General features: G+C 59.0%; 18 protein-coding genes. 9 read left to right on the top strand and 9 right to left on the bottom strand.

Going from position 1 to position 19,200, the window contains the following annotated elements; all coding sequences use genetic code 11:
• Nucleotides 1-63: 63 nt before the first annotated feature.
• From dhaL to WA302_RS09520, 5 genes are all read right to left on the bottom strand, one after another.
• Complete coding sequence (dhaL, locus tag WA302_RS09540) at nucleotides 64-720, bottom strand: dihydroxyacetone kinase subunit DhaL (protein WP_025303808.1); 657 nt, start codon at nucleotides 718-720, stop codon at nucleotides 64-66.
• 3 nt (nucleotides 721-723) lie between these two features.
• Nucleotides 724-1,725, bottom strand: coding sequence for a dihydroxyacetone kinase subunit DhaK (locus tag WA302_RS09535; RefSeq protein ID WP_015378693.1), 1,002 nt, complete (start codon nucleotides 1,723-1,725; stop codon nucleotides 724-726).
• Between the two features lie 29 nt (nucleotides 1,726-1,754).
• The gene (locus tag WA302_RS09530; RefSeq protein ID WP_025303809.1) at nucleotides 1,755-2,525 is read right to left on the bottom strand and encodes an SDR family oxidoreductase; all 771 of its coding nucleotides are present in this window, start codon (nucleotides 2,523-2,525) and stop codon (nucleotides 1,755-1,757) included.
• 35 nt (nucleotides 2,526-2,560) lie between these two features.
• Nucleotides 2,561-3,829 (bottom strand): MFS transporter, encoded by a 1,269-nt coding sequence (locus WA302_RS09525; RefSeq protein WP_025303810.1) that lies wholly within the window; start codon nucleotides 3,827-3,829, stop codon nucleotides 2,561-2,563.
• A 66-nt stretch (nucleotides 3,830-3,895) separates the two neighbouring features.
• Entirely contained in the window at nucleotides 3,896-5,008 is a 1,113-nt protein-coding gene (locus tag WA302_RS09520) for an MDR/zinc-dependent alcohol dehydrogenase-like family protein (RefSeq protein ID WP_025303811.1), read from the bottom strand.
• Between the two features lie 318 nt (nucleotides 5,009-5,326).
• Between WA302_RS09520 and rpiB the strand changes: the two genes are divergently transcribed.
• From rpiB to tkt, 3 genes are all read left to right on the top strand, one after another.
• Nucleotides 5,327-5,785, top strand: coding sequence for a ribose 5-phosphate isomerase B (rpiB, locus tag WA302_RS09515; protein WP_025303812.1), 459 nt, complete (start codon nucleotides 5,327-5,329; stop codon nucleotides 5,783-5,785).
• 193 nt (nucleotides 5,786-5,978) lie between these two features.
• On the top strand, nucleotides 5,979-6,929 hold the full coding sequence (tal, locus tag WA302_RS09510; protein ID WP_261456865.1) for a transaldolase: 951 nt from the start codon (nucleotides 5,979-5,981) through the stop codon (nucleotides 6,927-6,929).
• 18 nt (nucleotides 6,930-6,947) lie between these two features.
• A complete protein-coding gene (gene tkt, locus WA302_RS09505) occupies nucleotides 6,948-8,942 on the top strand; it encodes a transketolase (RefSeq protein WP_089180484.1) in 1,995 nt (664 codons plus the stop codon).
• Between the two features lie 50 nt (nucleotides 8,943-8,992).
• On the opposite strand, the gene nudK is transcribed toward tkt, so the two are convergent.
• The gene (gene nudK, locus WA302_RS09500; RefSeq protein ID WP_033643990.1) at nucleotides 8,993-9,568 is read right to left on the bottom strand and encodes a GDP-mannose pyrophosphatase NudK; all 576 of its coding nucleotides are present in this window, start codon (nucleotides 9,566-9,568) and stop codon (nucleotides 8,993-8,995) included.
• Nucleotides 9,569-9,937: 369 nt separating this feature from the next.
• Here nudK and narQ point away from each other — a divergent pair, with 369 nt between their 5' ends.
• Both narQ and WA302_RS09490 read left to right on the top strand, forming a co-directional pair.
• Nucleotides 9,938-11,614, top strand: coding sequence for a nitrate/nitrite two-component system sensor histidine kinase NarQ (narQ, locus tag WA302_RS09495; protein ID WP_261456771.1), 1,677 nt, complete (start codon nucleotides 9,938-9,940; stop codon nucleotides 11,612-11,614).
• A 161-nt stretch (nucleotides 11,615-11,775) separates the two neighbouring features.
• Nucleotides 11,776-12,408: a response regulator gene (locus WA302_RS09490; RefSeq protein ID WP_127146646.1), complete on the top strand. Its 633-nt coding sequence runs from the start codon at nucleotides 11,776-11,778 to the stop codon at nucleotides 12,406-12,408.
• 32 nt (nucleotides 12,409-12,440) lie between these two features.
• Here the strand turns inward: WA302_RS09490 and WA302_RS09485 are convergent, their stop codons facing one another.
• Entirely contained in the window at nucleotides 12,441-12,719 is a 279-nt protein-coding gene (locus WA302_RS09485; protein WP_004941750.1) for a winged helix-turn-helix domain-containing protein, read from the bottom strand.
• Between the two features lie 292 nt (nucleotides 12,720-13,011).
• Between WA302_RS09485 and acrD the strand changes: the two genes are divergently transcribed.
• Nucleotides 13,012-16,146: a multidrug efflux RND transporter permease AcrD gene (acrD, locus tag WA302_RS09480; protein ID WP_025303817.1), complete on the top strand. Its 3,135-nt coding sequence runs from the start codon at nucleotides 13,012-13,014 to the stop codon at nucleotides 16,144-16,146.
• Between the two features lie 127 nt (nucleotides 16,147-16,273).
• On the opposite strand, the gene ypfM is transcribed toward acrD, so the two are convergent.
• Nucleotides 16,274-16,333 carry a protein YpfM gene (ypfM, locus tag WA302_RS09475; RefSeq protein WP_100396732.1) on the bottom strand — a complete coding sequence of 20 codons (60 nt, stop codon included), beginning with the start codon at nucleotides 16,331-16,333 and terminating at the stop codon, nucleotides 16,274-16,276.
• Nucleotides 16,334-16,549: 216 nt separating this feature from the next.
• On the opposite strand from ypfM, the gene WA302_RS09470 reads away from it, so the two are divergent.
• Both WA302_RS09470 and WA302_RS09465 read left to right on the top strand, forming a co-directional pair.
• A complete protein-coding gene (locus WA302_RS09470; RefSeq protein WP_261456772.1) occupies nucleotides 16,550-17,029 on the top strand; it encodes a tetratricopeptide repeat protein in 480 nt (159 codons plus the stop codon).
• 9 nt (nucleotides 17,030-17,038) lie between these two features.
• Nucleotides 17,039-17,470 carry a GNAT family N-acetyltransferase gene (locus tag WA302_RS09465; RefSeq protein WP_025303819.1) on the top strand — a complete coding sequence of 144 codons (432 nt, stop codon included), beginning with the start codon at nucleotides 17,039-17,041 and terminating at the stop codon, nucleotides 17,468-17,470.
• A gap of 7 nt (nucleotides 17,471-17,477) precedes the next feature.
• Here the strand turns inward: WA302_RS09465 and WA302_RS09460 are convergent, their stop codons facing one another.
• On the bottom strand, nucleotides 17,478-17,903 hold the full coding sequence (locus WA302_RS09460; protein WP_025303820.1) for a GNAT family N-acetyltransferase: 426 nt from the start codon (nucleotides 17,901-17,903) through the stop codon (nucleotides 17,478-17,480).
• A gap of 531 nt (nucleotides 17,904-18,434) precedes the next feature.
• Here WA302_RS09460 and WA302_RS09455 point away from each other — a divergent pair.
• A complete protein-coding gene (locus WA302_RS09455; RefSeq protein ID WP_049204816.1) occupies nucleotides 18,435-18,986 on the top strand; it encodes a LuxR C-terminal-related transcriptional regulator in 552 nt (183 codons plus the stop codon).
• The last annotated feature ends 214 nt before the right edge of the window (nucleotides 18,987-19,200 follow it).

The following is a 19,200-nucleotide window of genomic DNA, read 5'->3' as shown; positions in this document are numbered from 1 at the left end:
ATCATGGCGGAGGGACGATACACGCCCCTCCGACAATGCTGAATGCCCGCTAGTATAACGCGATCAGGCGGCAACGGTATTCAGTCGTTGCTCCACCTCGTCCGCCAATCGGGTCAAGAGCAGACAGCAAGATACCGCGCCGGCATCCAATACGCCGCGCGAACGCTCGCCCAGACGGCTGGCGCGGCCGATTTTCGCCACCAGCTCGCGCGTGGAATCGCGCCCGCGCGCCGCGGCGCTCCTCATCTGTTCCAGCGCAGCGGCGAAGTCGTCACCGCGCCCCGCCGCCTGCTCAAACGCCGCTACCGCCGGTATCAGCGTATCCATCAGACACTTGTCCCCCACGCCCGCGCTGCTGATGTCCTGCAGTTCGCGCAATCCGCCGTGCAACATCGCCAAAAATGCCTGCTTATCCAGCACGCTGCGCTCGCGCACGCTCTCCGCCATGCCCATGAACAGGCTGCCGTACAACGGCCCCATCGAACCGCCGATGCCCTCCATCAGCGCATCGGAAACCGCATCGAACGCCTGCGCCAGCGTGAGCGTGCGGCCGCGAATGGCATCGCCGCACATCGCGAATCCCTTCGACATGTTAATGCCGTGGTCACCGTCGCCGATGGCGCCGTCTATTTCGCTCAGGTATTCGCGGTTGCTGACAATGGTGTCTATCAGCCCCGTAACGATCTCACTGCCGTACCGGGTTGAAATTTGTTCCGTCATGATTCACTCCACCTGGGTTAAGCCTAAAGATTGCGCCGGCATGTCCAGCAGCGTTTTCAGTTCGTCATCCAGCGTCATCAGCGTCAGCGTCACGCCCATCATTTCCAGCGACGTGAAGTAATTGCCGACGTAGCGCCGATGCACCCGCACGCCTTTCGCCGTCAATCGGCGCTCTATTTCGGCATAATAGATATACAGCTCCATCACCGGCGTGGCGCCAAGCCCGGAGATCAGCAACGCCACCTCCTGCCCCTGTTCCAGCGGCATGTCGTTGAGCACGAAATCGAGCATGGTGCCGGCCATCGCCGACGCCGACTGGATCGGCGACACCTCAATGCCCGGTTCGCCATGATGGCCAATGCCGATCTCCATCTTGCCGTCTTCGATATGAAAATTGGGTTTGCCGACCGCGGGAATGGTGCAGGAACTGAGGCCGACGCCGATCGAACGACACCGGTCGATGGCTTTTTGCGCCGCGCCGATCACGCCGTCCAGATCGTATCCCTTGGCCGCCGCCGCCGCGCCGACCTTCCACATCAGAATTTCGCCGGCCACGCCGCGCCGTTTATCGATCTCACTGGCTGGCGCCGAGGCGACATCATCGTTGGCCACCACGGTTTTCACCCGTATGCCGGCCGCCGTGGCCTTCTTGATCGCCATCTTGACGTTCATGTTGTCGCCGGCGTAGTTGCCGTACAGGCAAGCGACGCCCGCACCGCTGTCCGCCGCCTTGAAAGCGTCGAGAAAAGCCCCCGCCGTAGGCGATGAAAAAATCTCGCCAATCGCGACGGCATCCAGCATGTTTTTGCCGACATAGCCCAGGAACGCCGGCTCATGGCCGGAACCGCCGCCGGTGACGATGCCGACTTTGCCGGCGATCGGCGCCGGCGGATATTTCAACACCCGCGCATTGTCGGTGGCGGCGTAATAGTCTGGGTGGGCCAGCCTATAGCCCTGAATGGCGTCTTCCACTACGTGATCGGGATCGTTAATGATTCTGTTCATCGCGGCCTCTCTGTCGCCTGAATAAGAAATTATTGAATGGTGTAACCGCCGTCGACCACCAGGTTGGCGCCGGTGATCATCGCCGCCGCGTCGCCGGCCAAAAACAGGGCGCTGGCGGCGATATCTTGCGGCTCGGCGAAGCGCCGCAGCGGGATTTTCTGCTTCATCTGCTCAGCCACCTCGCCAGACCAGGCCTTACGGCCCAGCTCCGTCAAAACGACGGTGGGTGAAATGGCGTTGACCCGCACGTTGTGCGGCCCCCACTCCAGCGCCAGCACCTGAGTCAACCCGATCACGCCCGCTTTGCTGGCGCAATAGGCCAGGTGATTAGGCAAAGCCACCACCCCCGCCTGCGAGGCGAGATTGATGATGCTGCCGCCGCGCTGACTAATGAAACGGCGCCCTACCGCCTGGCAGGTAAGAAACACGCCTTTCAGATTGACCGCCAGGGTTGCATCCCACGCCGTTTCCGGCAGTTCCTCAGCAGGATGCAGCGCGACAATGCCGGCGCTGTTGACCAGCACGTCCAGCCGCCCGAAATGCGCCTCAATCTGCGCCACCGCCCGCTCCACCGACGCGGCATCGGTGACGTCGGCCACGACGCCCAACGCCGCCTCGGCGTCCAGCTGTCGCGCCACTTCCGCAACCTGTGGCGCCCGATCGAGCAGCGCCACGCACGCGCCGTTTTGCAGATAGCGTTCGGCGATAGCGAGGCCGATCCCCGCAGCGCCGCCGGTAATCAGCGCCACCTTGCCCTGCAGCGAGAGCTCGCGCGGCGCCGTAGTTTGATGATTAATCATATATTTCCCCTTAAAACTGTGAACTTCACCCTCGGTCAGGATATTTTCGCCAAACTCGCGCCGCGTTCTTCCGACGCCGTCGCGCTTTCCTTCGGCAGCGTGACAAATTTCATCAGCACGCCGCTGAACAGGTACAAGCCGGTAAAGATCCAGATCACGCCAACGGTGCCGAGACTGCCGATAAACAGCCCCACCACCGCCGGGCCGACAAAGGTGCTCAGGCCAGCGCCCAGATTGAGAATCGACATCGCCGCGCCCTTATTGTCCGGCGCCAGCGACGGCATGATGGCCGACAGCGGCACGAACGCCGCCAGGCAGGCGCCGAACAAACCGGCGGCACAAACGGTCAGCAGGTAGTTGGCGCCAAAGAATTGCGGCACGTAGTAGAACATCAGCGTGGTCAAGGCGCAGCCGACGCAGCCGAACCACATCACCACATTGCGCCAGCCGAGACCGTCGCTGATCACGCCGAAAATCAAGTTGAAAATGATGTTGACCGTCCACAGCGCGGCGTACATCTGCAGCCAATGCGTACGGGTGAACCCCATATCCATCATGTACATGGGCATGAATACGACGAAGCCGTAAGCCGCAGAGGTATTAATGGTGCGCACGATGCCGCCCAGGCCGATCTTCGGGTTTTCAAACGCGATGGTGATGCCTTTCAAGACGTAACCCAGCGACGCTTTTTCCCGGTTGCCGCTCTGTGCCGCGCCGTCGTCGCGATTGAGCATCAGCGCAATCACCGCGCCCAGCACGACGAAAATCAGCGCGCTCCACAGCGTGTGGATCTCGCCGAGATAAGGCAGCATGATGCTGGAATACAGCACGCCCAGCACGCTGAGCCCGCCGCTGTAGACGAACCAGAAAATCCCCACCGCCGACCCCAGCCTTTCCGGCGGCGCCTCATACGCCACCCACACCAGAAAACCGTAGGCAAATAGCGGATAGCCCAAGCCGCGCAGCGCATAGGTCGGCACCATGATCGCCAGGTTGTTGCTCGGCAGGCCGAACGTCAAAAAGCACACCGAACCGAACAAGAACAGCAGCAGGCCGGCCAACATCACCCGCCGGGCGGTAAAGATTTCCGCCAGCACGCCGGAAAACCAGGCGGCGATCGCGGCCGCAAAGCCATAAACGCTGAACAGCAGCGCCGATTCCTGAATGCTCAGCCCTTTGCCAATCAAATAAGGCGACAGCCATCCTTGTTCCAGCCCTTCGCCCATCATGAACACCAACACGCCGGCATAGCCCAGCAGCAGTTTCGGTGACAGACCAATGCGATGAATCAGTCCATGCAACATAGAACACCCCAGCACATGTGATTATGGAGGCGCAGGCTCGCCCGCACCCGAAGAACGATGCAGGTTTCAGAGGTTTGGATTAAGCACCACTTTGATTGAACCGATGCCGCGCTTCATCAGCTCGAAGCCCTCGGCGAACTGTTCCAGCGGCAGCGTATGCGTCACCACGCCTTCGGTCGGCAGATCGCCATTGGCGATGCCTTCGATCACCAGCGGGTAGCAGTAAGGGCCGAGGTGCGAACCGAGCACGTCCAGCTCCTTGCGGTCGCTGATGATGCTCCAGTCGACGGTCACCGGATCCTTGAACACGGAAAATTCGACGAAGGTGCCGAGTTTGCGGATCAGCGTCAGGCCCTGTTCCACGGACTTTTGGGCGCCGGTCGCCTCGATGTAGATGTCGCAGCCGTAGCCGTCGGTCATCGCTTTAACCGCCGCGGGCACGTCGTCACGGGTCGGGTTCAGCGTCACATCCGCGCCGAAGCGCTTCGCCAGCGCCAGACGCTCGTCGGACAGATCCAGCACCACCAGCTTCGAGGGCCCGGACTTTTTGATCGCCCCGATCATGCCCAGCCCCAGGGTGCCGGCGCCGGCCAGCACCACGACATCGCCCAGTTTGATATTGGCGCGTTGCACCGCATGGAAGGAGCAAGCATAGGGTTCGATCAGAATGGCTTTTTCGATCGGCAAGTCGGCCGGCACGTGATAGTTAATCGCCTCTTTGGTGAACTTCATGTACTCGGCCATGCCGCCATTGACGTTTTTCTGGAAACCGTACAGGTCATGCTTTTCGCACATCCAATACTGACCGCGGTTGCAGAAGCGGCATTGCCAGCAGGGAACGATTTGTTCTGATATCACGCGATCGCCGAGATTGAAGCCCTCGACGCCTTCGCCGTATCCCACCACGTGGCCGATAAATTCATGGCCGGGGATCATCGGCGCCTTGATGTATGCCGGTTGTTTTTCATCGCCCCAGAAGCTGGGCGCCCCTTCGAACGCTTTAACATCGCCGGCGCAGATGCCGCAGGCCTCGATCTTCACCAGGATCTCTTTCGGGCCAATCTTCGGTACCGGCACCTGTTCCAGGCGGTAATCTTTCGGGGCGTACGCCACAACCGCCTTCATGATCTCGGGGATACCGGCCGCCATTTTCGCCTCTGTCATGCAGGTCTGACACATAGCACTCTCCTCTGGTAGGGGAACTTATTTTGATCATTAACACACACAAAGAACAAATGAACACTAACGCCACGCGTTCAATTTGCCCACAGTGAACTTATCAAAGTGTGATATCGCTCAAAAACCCGTCTACATGAGGATGAATAACGATTAAAACCTCTTTTTTAGTGACGAAAGTCACCTTTTACAGGCGCAAACAGAAAACACGACGAAAAAACAAAAGAACATAGATTGAACATTTGATTAAACAGAGATACGGTAATGAACGTGGCGCCATCGAGGATCGCCGCCCTTTTCGTTACCAATCAGGAGACCGCTATGCTGCCTATCGCCATCGGCGCCGACGATGCCGCCATTGAACTGAAGGATCTGATCGTCGCCCACCTGCAACAACGGGACATTCCCGTCATTGACTACACGACGGATCGCACCGCAGAAACGGGGATCTATCCCGATATCGCCTATCGCGTCGCACAGGCGATACGGGAGGAAAAACATCGGCGGGGCATCCTGCTGTGCGGCACCGGCATCGGTATGAGCATCGTGGCCAATAAAGTGCCCGGCATTCGCGCGGCGCAATGTCACGATACCTACTCCGCCCAACGGGCGCGCAAAAGCAATGATGCTCAGATCATCACGCTGGGCGCGCGGGTCATCGGTGCCGAGCTGGCGAAAACCATCGTCGATGCCTGGCTGGAGTCGGAGTTTGAAGGGGGAGGTTCGGCGCCGAAAGTCGAGCGAATCGGCTATTACGAAAACGCGGTCGGACGGCGTTAAATCGCCTGCAGCCATGATGGCGGTCGTGCATAAGCCGCGCTCCGCCTGGGTTTACTCGGCATTCATTGTTATTATCCATCGCAACAATCAGAAAAAGCGCATTTTCATTCTCGACCCGATGATGCAGTGTGTTCCCCCTATGATGAAAAAGGTTCTCATTTCCCTACGTTGAGCTTGGTCAAGGAGCTTATCAATGAATCAATTAGACGCACTCAAGCAGCTGACCACGGTGGTCGCCGACAGCGGCGATATCGAATCCATCCGCCAGTTCGAACCCCAGGACGCCACCACCAACCCTTCACTGATCCTGAAAGCCGCCGCGCTGCCACAGTACAAGGCGCTGATCACCGAAGCGCTGGAGTATGCCCGCCGCCAGGGCGGCAGCAAGGAAACCCAGCTGATCAACGCCAGCGATAAGCTGGCGGTCAATATCGGCGTCGAGATCCTCAAAAGCGTGCCGGGCCGCATCTCCACCGAAGTGGACGCCCGCCTGTCGTTCGACCGCGGCATGTGCGTCGCCAAAGCGCGCAAACTGATCGGCATGTATCAGGAACAGGGCATCGACAAATCGCGCATCCTGATCAAGCTGGCTTCCACCTGGGAAGGCATCAAAGCCGCCGAAGAGCTGGAAAAAGAAGGCATCAACACCAACCTGACGCTGCTGTTCTCCTTCGCACAGGCCCGCGCCTGCGCCGAAGCCGGCGTGTATCTGATCTCGCCGTTCGTCGGCCGCATCTATGACTGGTACCAGGCCAAACAGCCTGCCGCCGACTATGACGCCGATCAGGATCCGGGCGTGAAATCGGTGCGCACCATCTATGAATACTACAAGCGTCATCGTTACCAGACGGTGATCATGGGCGCCAGCTTCCGCAAAGTTGAGCAGATCCTGGCGCTGGCCGGCTGCGATCGCCTGACCATCGCGCCGAACCTGCTGGAGCAGCTGAAAAACAGCGAACAGCCGGTCGAGCGCAAGCTGACCCCGTCGACCGAGGGCTTCCACCAACCCGCTCCGCTGGCCGAAGCGGAATTCCGCTGGCTGCACAATCAGGACGCCATGGCGGTAGAAAAACTCGCCGAAGGCATCCGCCTGTTCGCCGTCGACCAGCAGGAGCTGGAAGACATGTTGGCCGCTCAACTGTAACCGCACTGGAGTTTCGTTATGTCTTCTCGTAAAGAGCTTGCCAACGCCATCCGCGCACTCAGCATGGACGCCGTACAAAAAGCAAATTCCGGCCACCCGGGGGCCCCTATGGGCATGGCGGACATCGCCGAAGTCCTGTGGCGTGACTACCTCAACCACAACCCGACTAACCCGCACTGGGCTGACCGCGACCGTTTCGTGCTCTCCAACGGCCACGGCTCCATGTTGATTTACAGCCTCCTGCACCTCACCGGCTACGACCTGCCGATGCGCGAGCTGGAGAACTTCCGTCAGCTGCATTCCAAAACCCCGGGGCACCCGGAGTACGGCTACACCCCAGGCGTTGAGACCACCACCGGCCCGCTGGGCCAGGGTATCGCCAACGCCGTCGGCTTCGCCATCGCCGAACGCACCCTGGCGGCGCAGTTCAACCGCCCTGGCCACGACATCGTCGACCACCACACCTACGCCTTCATGGGCGACGGCTGCATGATGGAAGGTATCTCGCACGAAGTCTGCTCCCTGGCCGGCACCCTCAAGCTCGGCAAGCTGACCGCCTTCTACGATGACAACGGCATCTCCATCGACGGCCACGTCGACGGCTGGTTCACCGACGACACCGCCCTGCGTTTCGAAGCCTACGGCTGGCACGTGGTGCGCAACGTTGACGGCCACAACCCGGACGCCATCAAGGCCGCGATTGAAGAAGCCCGCAAGGTGACCGACAAGCCGTCGCTGCTGATGTGCAAGACCGTTATCGGCTTCGGTTCGCCGAACAAGGCCGGCACCCATGACGTGCACGGTGCCGCGCTGGGCGCCGCCGAAGTGGCCGCCACCCGCGAAGCGCTGGGCTGGAAATACGCCGCCTTTGAAATCCCGCAGGACATCTACGCCCAGTGGGACGCCAAAGAAGCCGGTCAGGCCAAAGAAGCGGCCTGGAACGACAAGTTCGCCGCCTACGCCAAGGCCTTCCCGGAACTGGCTGCCGAGTTCAAGCGCCGCATGAACGGCGAGCTGCCGGCGGACTGGAAAGCCGACGCCAAAGCGTTCGTGGAAAAACTGCAGGCCAACCCGGCCAACATCGCCAGCCGCAAGGCGTCGCAGAACGCGCTGGAAGCGTTCGGCAAGGTGCTGCCGGAGTTCCTGGGCGGCTCCGCCGACCTGGCGCCGAGCAACCTGACCATGTGGTCCGGTTCGAAAGCGCTGAACGTTGACCCGGCGGGCAACTACATTCATTACGGCGTGCGCGAGTTCGGTATGACCGCCATCACCAACGGCATCGCGCTGCACGGCGGCTTCCTGCCGTACTCGGCGACCTTCCTGATGTTCGTGGAATACGCCCGCAACGCGGTGCGCATGGCGGCGCTGATGAAGCTGCGCAACGTGTTCGTCTACACCCACGACTCCATCGGTCTGGGCGAAGACGGCCCGACCCACCAGCCGGTGGAGCAGCTGGCGAGCCTGCGCGTGACCCCGAACATGAGCACCTGGCGCCCGTGTGACCAGGTGGAATCGGCGGTGGCGTGGCAGTACGGTATCGAGCGCAACGACGGCCCGACCACCCTGGTGTTCTCGCGCCAGAACCTGACCCAGCAGCCGCGCAGCGCAGAGCAGCTGGCGAACGTGTACCGCGGCGGCTACGTGCTGAAAGACTGCGCGGGCACGCCGGACGTCATCCTGATTGCCACCGGCTCCGAAGTGGGTATCACGGTGGAAGCGGCGGACACGCTGACCGCAGCGGGCCGCAAAGTGCGTGTGGTGTCGATGCCGTCGACCGACGCGTTCGACAAGCAGGATGCGGCGTACCGCGAGTCGGTGCTGCCGGCGGCGGTGACGGCGCGCGTGGCGGTGGAAGCGGGTATCGCGGACTACTGGTACAAGTACGTGGGCCTGAACGGCGCCATCGTGGGCATGACCACCTTCGGTGAGTCGGCGCCGGCGGAGCAGCTGTTCGCCGAGTTCGGCTTCACCGTGGACAACGTGGTGGCCAAGGCGCAGGCGCTGCTGAAGTAAGCGGTCTGGCGCAAGCCGATAAAAAAGCCGGTCATCATGACCGGCTTTTTTTATTCCATCACCCGATGAATCTGCAAATACTGCAGCAGCATGATGGTCTTGCCGTCTTTAATCCGGCCGTCGGCGATCATCGCCACCGCGTCGCGAAACGGCAGTTCGATCACCTCAATATCTTCATCTTCAATGCCGCCGCCGGCCGCGCGCCGCTCATCATCATGGTATTCGGCGATAAAGAAGTGCACGATTTCGGTCACGCCGCCCGGCGACATGTAGGCTTCGAAGATTTTCTTCACCTCGCTGACCTGAAAACCGGTCTCCTCCACCGCTTCGCGGCGCGCGCATTGCTCCGGAGAGTCGGCGTCCAGCAGGCCGGCGCAGGCCTCGAGCAGCATGCCGCTCTCGTTGCCGTTGACGTAGGTCGGCATGCGGAACTGATTGGTCAGCACCACCGTGCCCTTGGCGCGGTTGTACAGCAAAATGGTAGCGCCGTTGCCACGATCGTAGACCTCGCGCACCTGTTGCACCGAACCGCCGTTTTTGCGTTTCAGATCGAACGTGTACTTGTGCAGCACATACCAGTTGTCCGACAGCAGCTCTTTCTTCACATTCTCAATTTTCGACGACATAACCCTTTTCCCTTGCGTGACAACGTGCAGATCATACCGCGATTAGGCCGCGCCGCGGCAGACGATTTGCAACAAAAATCACATCGCCTCTCCGGGTAAACCAGGATTTAAAATACATCGTGGGCAGACGCAGACTCTGACAGACGAGTCAGGACGAATCGCATCCACAAAGGCAAATCATCAGTGGAAACCGGGCTGCGGCTGAAAATCGGTGGGCATTTCGCTATTCATTTGATTACACAACGACAATTGTTCCCGTTTTGTTGACAACTTGATACAAATCGCGGTGCAATTTAGTTGCAAAAGTTATAGTTTTGCTTTCGAATGAAACTGGCGAAGCGCCTCACCTGAGAGAAAAGGATTCCGTGATTGCTTGTTAAACGTTCCGTGACCGGCAGCCTGGCCAGAGCGCTGTTCGGCATCGTGATCCTGTCGGTGCTCGCCACCGGGTTGGCGTTGACGACCGTCGCCGGCAGCCAGAGCGATGCCGAGGCGATCAACATCGCCGGTTCGCTGCGCATGCAAAGCTACCGCTTGGCCTTTGACCTCGACCGGCAGAACCCGGAGCTGGAGCTGCACCTGCAGCAATACCGGCAATCTTTGCAGGCGCCGGCGCTGCAAAAGCTGGCGCGCTTTTACGTCCCGGCCGAGGTGCGCAACCACTATCTGGCGCTGCAACGAACATGGCAAGCGATGGAGCGGCAGATCCGCGACGGGCAGGCCGCCGCCTACCGGGCGGAGGTCGCCGGCTACGTCAACCGCGTCGATCATTTTGTTTCCGCTCTGCAGCGTTATTCCGAGTTGAAACTCACCCTGGTGGCCGCCGTCAGCGTACTGGGCTACGCCGCCATCATCGGCCTGGTGCTGTTCTGCATCCGCTTTATGCGCCGCCAGGTGGTCACGCCGCTGCAGCATCTGGTCGACGCCAGCCAGCGCGTGCAACAGCGCGACTTTCGCCACCCGCAGCTGGACGTGGCGCTGCCGAACGAACTCGGCGTGCTGTCGCAAACCTTCAGCGCCATGTCGGACGAGCTGGCCCGGCTCTATCAGTCGCTGGAGCTGAAAGTGCAGGAAAAGACCCAGCGCCTGCAGCAGGCCAACGAAACGCTGGAGGTGCTGTATCGCTGCTCGCAGGCGCTGAGCGTGCGCCAGATCGATCAGCAGGCGTTTGAAAATGTGCTGCGCATCGTGCGCCAAAGTGAACGACTGCGCTGCATCCGGTTGAACGTGGCGGACGACCATGGCCAGTGGCAACTGAACGAAGGAGAGCCGGCGCCGGCGCAAGCCTGGAGCGCGCTGTCGATCACTCAAGGCGATAAACTGCTGGGCGAATTGCGTTGGCAGCCCGAGGCGCAGCCGCCGCATCCTCACCTGATGCAGAGCCTGGCCAATATGTTGGGCCGCGGCGTCTACTTCAACCGCGCGCAAAAGCAGCACCAATATCTGTTGCTGATGGAAGAGCGTGGGACCATCGCCCGCGAGCTGCACGATTCGCTGGCGCAGACGCTGTCGTTCCTGCGCATCCAGCTGACGCTGCTCCGGCGCGCCGCCGACGATCCGGCGGCGCAGACGATTATCGATGATTTCGATCGCACGCTGGCCGATGCCTATCGCCAGCTGAGAGAATTACTGGCCACCTTCCGCCTCAACATTCAGGAGGCGGATCTGAATGCCGCGCTGGAGCAACTGTTGCAGCCATTAAAGGCGCTAACCCCCGCGCGGATTCAGTTACACTGTCGGCTGCCCTCGCAGGCGCTCAACGCCCAACAGCAGGTGCACGCGCTGCAGATCGTGCGCGAAGCGGTACTCAATGCCGTCAAGCACGCCGGAGCGAACGAGATCGCGGTGTGTTGCGAGGTCAATGCCGCAGGCGACAACGTATTCAGCATTACCGACGACGGTTGCGGCATCGCCAGTCTGGAAGAACCGGAAGGGCATTACGGCTTGACCATCATGAGCGAACGCGCGGCGCGACTGGGAGGAACGCTGCGCATCCGGCTCAGAGGCGGCGGCGGCACGGCGGTCTGCCTGACATTCTCGCCCTGACCTTGCGGCTGTTCACTCGGCGTTACGGTTGCCGCCGGGCAGAAGGCTGCCCAGAGAGGTTTGCGGTGCAGAATGCCGCTATTTTTGAAGAGACAGTCCCACTGTGAAGCACGCCTCCGGGCGCGTTTGAGTGGCTTTACTTGCTACAGGGAGCATATTTCATGGTGATGAAGCAATACCGAGTCATGATCGTTGACGATCATCCGTTGATGCGGCGCGGCATCAAACAGCTGCTGGGACTGGATGCGCGATTTGGCGTGGTAGCGGAGGCCGGCAACGGCAGCGAGGCGGTTGCGCTGGCACTGCAGCACGCGCCGGACGTGATCTTGTTGGATCTGAACATGAAGGGCATGTCCGGGCTGGATACGCTGCGGGCCCTGCGCAACGAAGGCGTGGACGCGCGCATCATCGTGCTGACGGTCTCCGATGCGCGCAGCGATCTGTATGCGCTGATCGACGCCGGCGCCGACGGCTATCTGCTGAAAGACAGTGAACCGGAACAGCTGCTGGAACACATCAGCGCCGCCGCCGAAGGGCAGAACGTGATCAGCGACGCCATGGCCGACTATTTGCTGGCGCGCGGCGAGCAACGCGATCCCTTCGCCGCCTTGACCGAACGCGAACTGGACGTCTTGCAAGAGGTGGCGCGCGGCCTGTCCAACAAACAGGTGGCGGCGCAGCTGCATATCTCTGAAGAAACCGTGAAGGTGCACATCCGCAATATACTGCGCAAGCTGGACGTGCGTTCTCGCGTGGCGGCGACGGTGATGTACCTGGAGTACAAAAGCCACTGATCGCCCCGCCCCGGCCAATACGCCGGGGCCGCTTACTCGATGGCGCTGAGCAGCGCCTGATGGTGCTGATGCACCCAGCTCTTGTTGAACGGCCCCCAGCTTTCCAACTGATAGAAACCGTCGTTGTTGCGCACGCCCTGCTGCACGAACTGCAGCTCGACGCCCATGCCGGGCAGCGCCTTCAGCACATCCTGCAACGTGCGGCGCGGCCAACCGGTCAGCGCCATCAACCGCGGCACATTGGGCCGCTCACTGTGGCTGATCAGCCAGCATAAATAAAGCCGACGGGCAAATACCGGGTTAATTCCCATGCCAAGCTCCTGCTGTAAGGTGAGTCCAGTTTTTACTTTCGGTTGCCTGCGGCGAAGACATGCGCAAGGCCTTTGATAGTAATAAAAATGTCTTAATAGCGTACAATTATCGGCGTCGGTGCATCCACGCCGTTTTCCGCTACCGTTATTTACACTATCTCCTTTTTTTCTCCACGCTTTCCTCGACTATCCCGAGTAAAGTGCAATAGCGCCGGAATCCTTCCCTGCCGCTGAAATGCATATTTCCGATGCGTTTTAAAGATAGAACAAGTCATAACGAGGTTCGCGCTGCATGGCCAATTTTTTTATTGATCGCCCGATTTTCGCCTGGGTGCTGGCAATTATTCTTTGCCTGACCGGGGCATTGGCGATTTTTTCTTTACCGGTAGAACAATACCCGAATCTGGCGCCGCCGAACGTGCGCATTAGCGCAACTTACCCAGGTGCTTCGGCGCAAACGCTGGAAAACACCGTCACGCAGATCATTGAACAGAATATGACCGGCCTCGACAACATGATGTATATGTCGTCGCAGAGCACCAATACCGGCCAGGCGACCGTCACGCTGACGTTCGAAGCCGGCACCGATCCCAACGAAGCGATGCAGCAGGTGCAAAACCAGCTGCAGGCGGCGATCAAACGTTTGCCGCAGGCAGTGCAGAATCAGGGGGTCACGGTGTCGAAATCCGGCGACACCACGCTGATGATGGTAGCGTTCGTCTCCACCGACAACAGCATGGACAAGCAGGACATCGCCGATTACATCGTCTCCAACCTGCAGGATCCGCTCAGCCGCATCAACGGCGTCGGCAGCATGGACGTGTACGGCTCGCAATACGCCATGCGTATCTGGCTCGATCCCAACAAGCTCAACAGTTACCAGCTCACGACCCAGGACGTGGTCAAGGCCATTCAATCGCAGAACGCCCAAGTGGCGGTCGGCCAGTTAGGCGGCACGCCATCGGTCGATAAACAGGCGTTGAACGCCACCATCAACGCCCAGTCGCAGCTCCAGACGCCAGAACAATTCCGCCAGATCACCCTGCGGGTCAATCAGGACGGATCGCTGGTGACGCTGGGCAACGTCGCCACCGTCGAACTGGGCGGCGAGAACTACAACTACCTCAGCCGCTACAACGGGATGCAGGCCGCGGGCATGAACATCAAGCTGGCCTCCGGCGCCAACGAACTGCAGACCGACCAGTTGGTGAAGGACAAGATCGCCGAACTGTCGCAGTACTTCCCGCGCGGGCTGGAGGCCAAAGTGGCCTATGAAACCACCCCGTTCGTCAAAGCCTCGATCAAGGACGTGGTGAAAACGCTGCTGGAAGCCATCCTGCTGGTGTTCCTGGTGATGTACCTGTTCCTGCAGAATTTCCGCGCCACGCTGATCCCCACCATCGCCGTGCCGGTGGTGCTAATGGGCACCTTCGCCATCCTGTCCGCCTGCGGCTTCAGCATCAACACCCTCACCATGTTCGCCATGGTGTTGGCGATCGGCCTGCTGGTGGACGACGCCATCGTGGTGGTGGAAAACGTCGAACGCGTGATGAGCGAAGAAGGCCTGCCGCCGCGTGAAGCCACGCGCAAATCCATGGGGCAAATCCAGAGCGCGCTGGTTGGCATCGCCCTGGTGCTGTCGGCGGTGTTCGTGCCGATGGCGTTCTTCGGCGGCACCACTGGCGCCATCTATCGACAGTTCTCCATCACCATCGTCTCCGCCATGGTGCTGTCGGTGCTGGTGGCAATGATCCTGACCCCTGCCCTGTGCGCCACGCTGCTCAAACCGATCGCCAAGGGCCACCACCACGGTAAGCGCGGCTTCTTCGGCTGGTTCAACCGCATGTTCAACCGCAACACCGAACGCTATGAGCGCGGCGTGGGGCGCATCCTGCACGCCAGCGGCCGCTACATGGTGATTTATCTGCTGTTGCTCGGCGGCATGGCGTTGCTGTTCATCAAGCTGCCGACCTCCTTCCTGCCGCAGGAAGACCGTGGCATCTTCACCGTACAGGTGCAGCTGCCGGCAGGTTCGACCCTGCAACAAACGTCCAAAGTGGTGGAAAAGGTTGAGCGGTACTTCCTCACCGAAGAGAAACAGGATGTGTTGTCGGTGTTCGCCATCATCGGCTCCGGGCCGGGGGGGAACGGCCAAAACGTGGCGCGTCTGTTCATTCGGCTAAAAGACTGGGATCTGCGCACCTCGGGCGCCAACAGCTCGTTCGACATCATCGATCGCGCCACCCTGGCGTTCAACAAGATTAACGAAGCGCGGGTGATCGCCAGCAGCCCGCCGGCTATCACCGGCCTCGGCAACTCTTCCGGCTTCGATATGGAGTTGGAAGACCACGCCGGCCTCGGCCACGCCAAGCTGATGGCGGCGCGCGATCAGCTGCTACAGCTGGCCGGGCAAAACCCGCTGCTGTCGCGCGTGCGCCACAACGGCCTGGACGACAGCCCGCAGTTGCAAATCGATATCGATCAACGCAAGGCTCAGGCACTGGGCGTGTCTATCGACGACATCAACAATACCCTCTCCACCGCCTGGGGCTCGACCTACGTCAACGACTTCGTCGACCGCGGCCGAGTGAAAAAAGTCTACGTGCAGGCCGCAGCGCCGTTCCGCATGCTGCCGGATGACATCAACAAATGGTATGTGCGCAACAGCGCGGGCGGCATGGTGCCGTTCTCGGCCTTCGCCAGCTCGCACTGGGAGTACGGTTCGCCGCGGCTGGAGCGCTATAACGGCAGCTCGGCGCTGGAGATCGTCGGCGAAGCGGCCAACGGCGTCAGCACCGGCACCGCGATGGCGGAAATGGAAAAACTGGTCAGCCAACTGCCGACCGGCTTCGGGCTGGAATGGACGGCGATGTCCTATCAGGAACGGCTGTCCGGCTCGCAGGCGCCGGCGCTGTACGCCATCTCGCTGCTGGTAGTGTTCCTGTGCCTGGCGGCGCTGTACGAGAGCTGGTCGATACCGTTCTCTGTGATGCTGGTGGTGCCACTGGGGGTGATCGGCGCGGTCGCCGCCACCTGGCTGCGCGGTCTGGAGAACGACGTCTATTTCCAGGTTGGCCTGTTGACCATCATTGGGCTGTCGGCGAAAAACGCCATTCTTATCGTCGAGTTCGCTAATGAGCTGAACCATAAAGGCCAGGATCTGATGTCGGCGACGCTCGACGCGTCCCGCATGCGTCTGCGGCCGATCCTGATGACCTCGCTGGCGTTCATCTTCGGCGTGCTGCCGATGGCCACCAGCAGCGGCGCCGGTTCCGGTAGCCAGCATGCGGTCGGCACCGGGGTGATGGGCGGCATGATCTCCGCCACCCTGCTGGCGATTTTCTTCGTGCCGCTGTTCTTCGTGCTGGTGCGGCGCCGTTTCCCGGGTAAAGCGCATCCGGCAACCACGCCGACCACTGAGGAGTAACAGGCAGCGCATAAAAAAAAGCAGCGTCGGGTAACCGATGCTGCTTTTTTTCGAACGATAATCTCGTTCCCAAGGTGTTTCAGTGACGTTCCAATGACTCAACCTTGCCATCTGCTTCAACGCTGTGTCAGTTGCCCAACATCTCATCAATGAAGTCTTTCCAGTTTCCTAATTCACGATCAACCATAATACTTTACAACCTCAATTATTTGACGAAGCGGATTCTACGCTTGTTTTTTGACCATGTGAAGGGAAACGGGAACGATGCCGGGCCCGGAAATCGGGCTTAGCGCACATTTTCGTATTTATCTGATCAATGTGCAGTACAGCTATTCCCTTGTGATATCAATTTCTCCACGGTAGCGTGTAAAAGGTATAAAAATACGCCAAGGGAGCGCCGATCATGTCCACTTCTTTGTCTCTCTCGCAGTTGAAAACGCAGGGCCGCTATCAGGAAGCGACTGCGCTGGCGTTACGGCAACTGGCGGCCGAGCCGGAAGCGGCGATGTTACACTTTCAGCTGGCCTGCCTGTATGACGTTCAGGGCCTGGAGCAACAGGCCATTCCCTGCTACCTCGCGGCATTGGCTCGCGATTTGCCGCCCGCCCAGCGCCGTGAAGCCTGGCTGGGCCTCGGCAGCACTTACCGCGCCCTGGGGAAATACCCGGCTTCGCTGCGCGCTTTCGACGATGGCCTGACCGAATTCCCGCAGGCCAACGAACTAATGCTGTTTCGCGCCATGACGCTGTACAACCTGGGTGAAAATAAACGCGCCGTGGCCGATCTGTTATTGTTGCTGGCGGACATCTCGTCAGACCCCGGCATCCACGGCTATCAGCGCGCCATTCGGCACTATGCCGTCGATCTCAATCATATTGATTAGAGGAAAACCATGGAAATCATCACCGATATGAGCCGCCGCGCCATCGACTGGCAGCGGCTGTGTGAATTGCTGCAGGCCGCCGGGCTGGGCGAACGCGATCCGCATACGCTGCAACGCGTTTACCAACACAGCCAGTTTTGCTATTGGGGGTTTATCGGCGATGAGCTGATCGCCACCGCACATGCCATCAGCGATTTGACCTCGGTTGCCTACCTGGCCGACGTGGCGATCGATCCGCGCTTTCAGGGACAGGGGTTGGGGCGCAGGTTGATGGACCGGGTGATGCAAGATCTGGCGCCGCTCGGCAAGATTTTCATCTATTCGGTGCCGGAAAAACTGGCCTTCTATAAAAAGTACGGCTTTCACGATTTGACCACCGGCATGGTGTTCGCTGAGGGCGCCGCCCTGCGGCGTTTGCAACAGGGAGGCTACGTACGTTAATCGCGCATTACAAGGTTTTGCTCATAAAGATACGGCAGGTCCCCGGCGGCAGGCACGCCACCTCCCCCATACGCTGCCAGCCATGTCGTTGATAAAAGTCCGGCGCCTGAAAGCTGATGGTGTACAACACGGCGGAAAGGCAACCGCGCCGGCGGCCTTCCTGCTCGAAACGGCGCAACAATTCGCTGCCCAGCCCCGCCCCGCGCAACGCTTCCGGCAGATAAAAGAGATCGAGAAACAGCAGCCCTAATGATGAGCGCCCGGTAATCCCCCCGAGAACCTCCCCACTATCGGGATCTTTTACCACCACGGCCAACGGCAGACGATCGCCGTAGCCGATATGTTGATCATTAAAACGGTCCAACCCCTCCGCGATACAGGACGTTATTTCCTGCGTTACCCGATCGGAAATTTCGATATGACATTCTTTCACGCCAGCTCTCCGTATCAATCATCCACGTTCGCACTCTGCTCACAGCTTAAAACATCGCATTTTCTTTGTTTAGAATTATCTTTGTCTCAATTTCCACGTTAATTTTCGCATGACTTCAGTGCCGACTTTACTGTCGATCCAAGTAAAGCTTCTCATCGTGATAAAACCAAGAAAAATCTTAGTTTTTAACTCGTTAAACGCAATCTTACGTCATTTAATGATCGTCAAAAACGATCGTTTTGATAATTTTGATAGCCAATATCTATGTTAATTCCTTTCAATTACCGAGGTATTAATAGAAGATGTCTATTCTATTAGCCTTACCTTGCTTAAAAATTCGGTTGAAAAAAAGATTTACTCTTTATAAATCATGCTAGTATATAACCTTCCCTTCAAAGCTCGCGCCCAGATAACGCTCATTCGTTTGCGGTGCAAGATAAGTTCAACATGAAATTATTTAGATTATTTCTTTTTTTATGTTTTAAGATATCAATCCTCACCGGGAAATAGAAAGTAAAGGACTATAATAAAATGGAAATTGATATTTTCAGCGAGTGTGCCTATACCACCGTCGGCATTCGACAACTCATTAACCAAACATGGGCGGAAAAACGCGCGCCGGCCGGCTTTAGCCGTAAAAGGGTCTGCTTTATCGATGTCACTATCGCCAATTTTGAAGCACGTTACCGCGATGAATATGCCAACCCCAATACCTACAAAATAATCATTATCACCGACTGCCTGCATGAGGTGGTGATTGTCGACAATAAAACCATTATATTATCAAACCTTATATCATTGAGCCGCTTCAGCCACCTGATCGGTGACTTATATAAGCGTTACAGTCACTATACCGAACCGCCGCAACTCTCCCAGCGCGAGTCCCTTTTCCTTTCGGAGTGGTCGACGGGAAAATCGCTGGCCGATATCAGCAATGCCATGAATATCAGAAATAAAACCGCCAATCATTACAAGTCGCGAATAATGAAAAAGCTCGGCGCCAGCAGGATAAAACCGCTGTTGCATATTACCCGCGTACGGTGTTTGACCGATCGTTTAAACATAAGAACCAATAAAGAGTAGTGACCGCCCCCCAGCTCCGCATTGGCGGCTGAATGCATTCGCCGGCGTCTTTTAAAAGCACCGCTGGCGAAGGTCGCCGTTTCATCGCTTTGCCAACCTCTCTCTCCCTGGCGCCCAATCGTCTCTCGCGCGCATCGTTGTCTGGATCTCGCCGCCGCTTTACTGGCATTATCTCTGCTATCGCCGGGCGGCGAGAAGGCCTAAGACCGCGCCC

The organism is Serratia sp. 201 (genome assembly GCF_037027545.1).
Taxonomy (GTDB): domain Bacteria; phylum Pseudomonadota; class Gammaproteobacteria; order Enterobacterales; family Enterobacteriaceae; genus Serratia; species Serratia bockelmannii.
Note: the sequence above shows the minus strand (reverse complement) of the source record. Positions and strands in the feature narration are given on the sequence as shown.

What these genes read in the sequence shown, in the direction of transcription:
- dhaL (WP_025303808.1), bottom strand. Translation starts at nt 720, where the DNA reads ATGACGGAACAAATTTCAACCCGGTACGGCAGTGAGATCGTTACGGGG.
- WA302_RS09535 (WP_015378693.1), bottom strand. Translation starts at nt 1,725, where the DNA reads ATGAACAGAATCATTAACGATCCCGATCACGTAGTGGAAGACGCCATT.
- WA302_RS09530 (WP_025303809.1), bottom strand. Translation starts at nt 2,525, where the DNA reads ATGATTAATCATCAAACTACGGCGCCGCGCGAGCTCTCGCTGCAGGGC.
- WA302_RS09525 (WP_025303810.1), bottom strand. Translation starts at nt 3,829, where the DNA reads ATGTTGCATGGACTGATTCATCGCATTGGTCTGTCACCGAAACTGCTG.
- WA302_RS09520 (WP_025303811.1), bottom strand. Translation starts at nt 5,008, where the DNA reads ATGTGTCAGACCTGCATGACAGAGGCGAAAATGGCGGCCGGTATCCCC.
- rpiB (WP_025303812.1), top strand. Translation starts at nt 5,327, where the DNA reads ATGCTGCCTATCGCCATCGGCGCCGACGATGCCGCCATTGAACTGAAG.
- tal (WP_261456865.1), top strand. Translation starts at nt 5,979, where the DNA reads ATGAATCAATTAGACGCACTCAAGCAGCTGACCACGGTGGTCGCCGAC.
- tkt (WP_089180484.1), top strand. Translation starts at nt 6,948, where the DNA reads ATGTCTTCTCGTAAAGAGCTTGCCAACGCCATCCGCGCACTCAGCATG.
- nudK (WP_033643990.1), bottom strand. Translation starts at nt 9,568, where the DNA reads ATGTCGTCGAAAATTGAGAATGTGAAGAAAGAGCTGCTGTCGGACAAC.
- WA302_RS09490 (WP_127146646.1), top strand. Translation starts at nt 11,776, where the DNA reads ATGGTGATGAAGCAATACCGAGTCATGATCGTTGACGATCATCCGTTG.
- WA302_RS09485 (WP_004941750.1), bottom strand. Translation starts at nt 12,719, where the DNA reads ATGGGAATTAACCCGGTATTTGCCCGTCGGCTTTATTTATGCTGGCTG.
- acrD (WP_025303817.1), top strand. Translation starts at nt 13,012, where the DNA reads ATGGCCAATTTTTTTATTGATCGCCCGATTTTCGCCTGGGTGCTGGCA.
- WA302_RS09470 (WP_261456772.1), top strand. Translation starts at nt 16,550, where the DNA reads ATGTCCACTTCTTTGTCTCTCTCGCAGTTGAAAACGCAGGGCCGCTAT.
- WA302_RS09465 (WP_025303819.1), top strand. Translation starts at nt 17,039, where the DNA reads ATGGAAATCATCACCGATATGAGCCGCCGCGCCATCGACTGGCAGCGG.
- WA302_RS09455 (WP_049204816.1), top strand. Translation starts at nt 18,435, where the DNA reads ATGGAAATTGATATTTTCAGCGAGTGTGCCTATACCACCGTCGGCATT.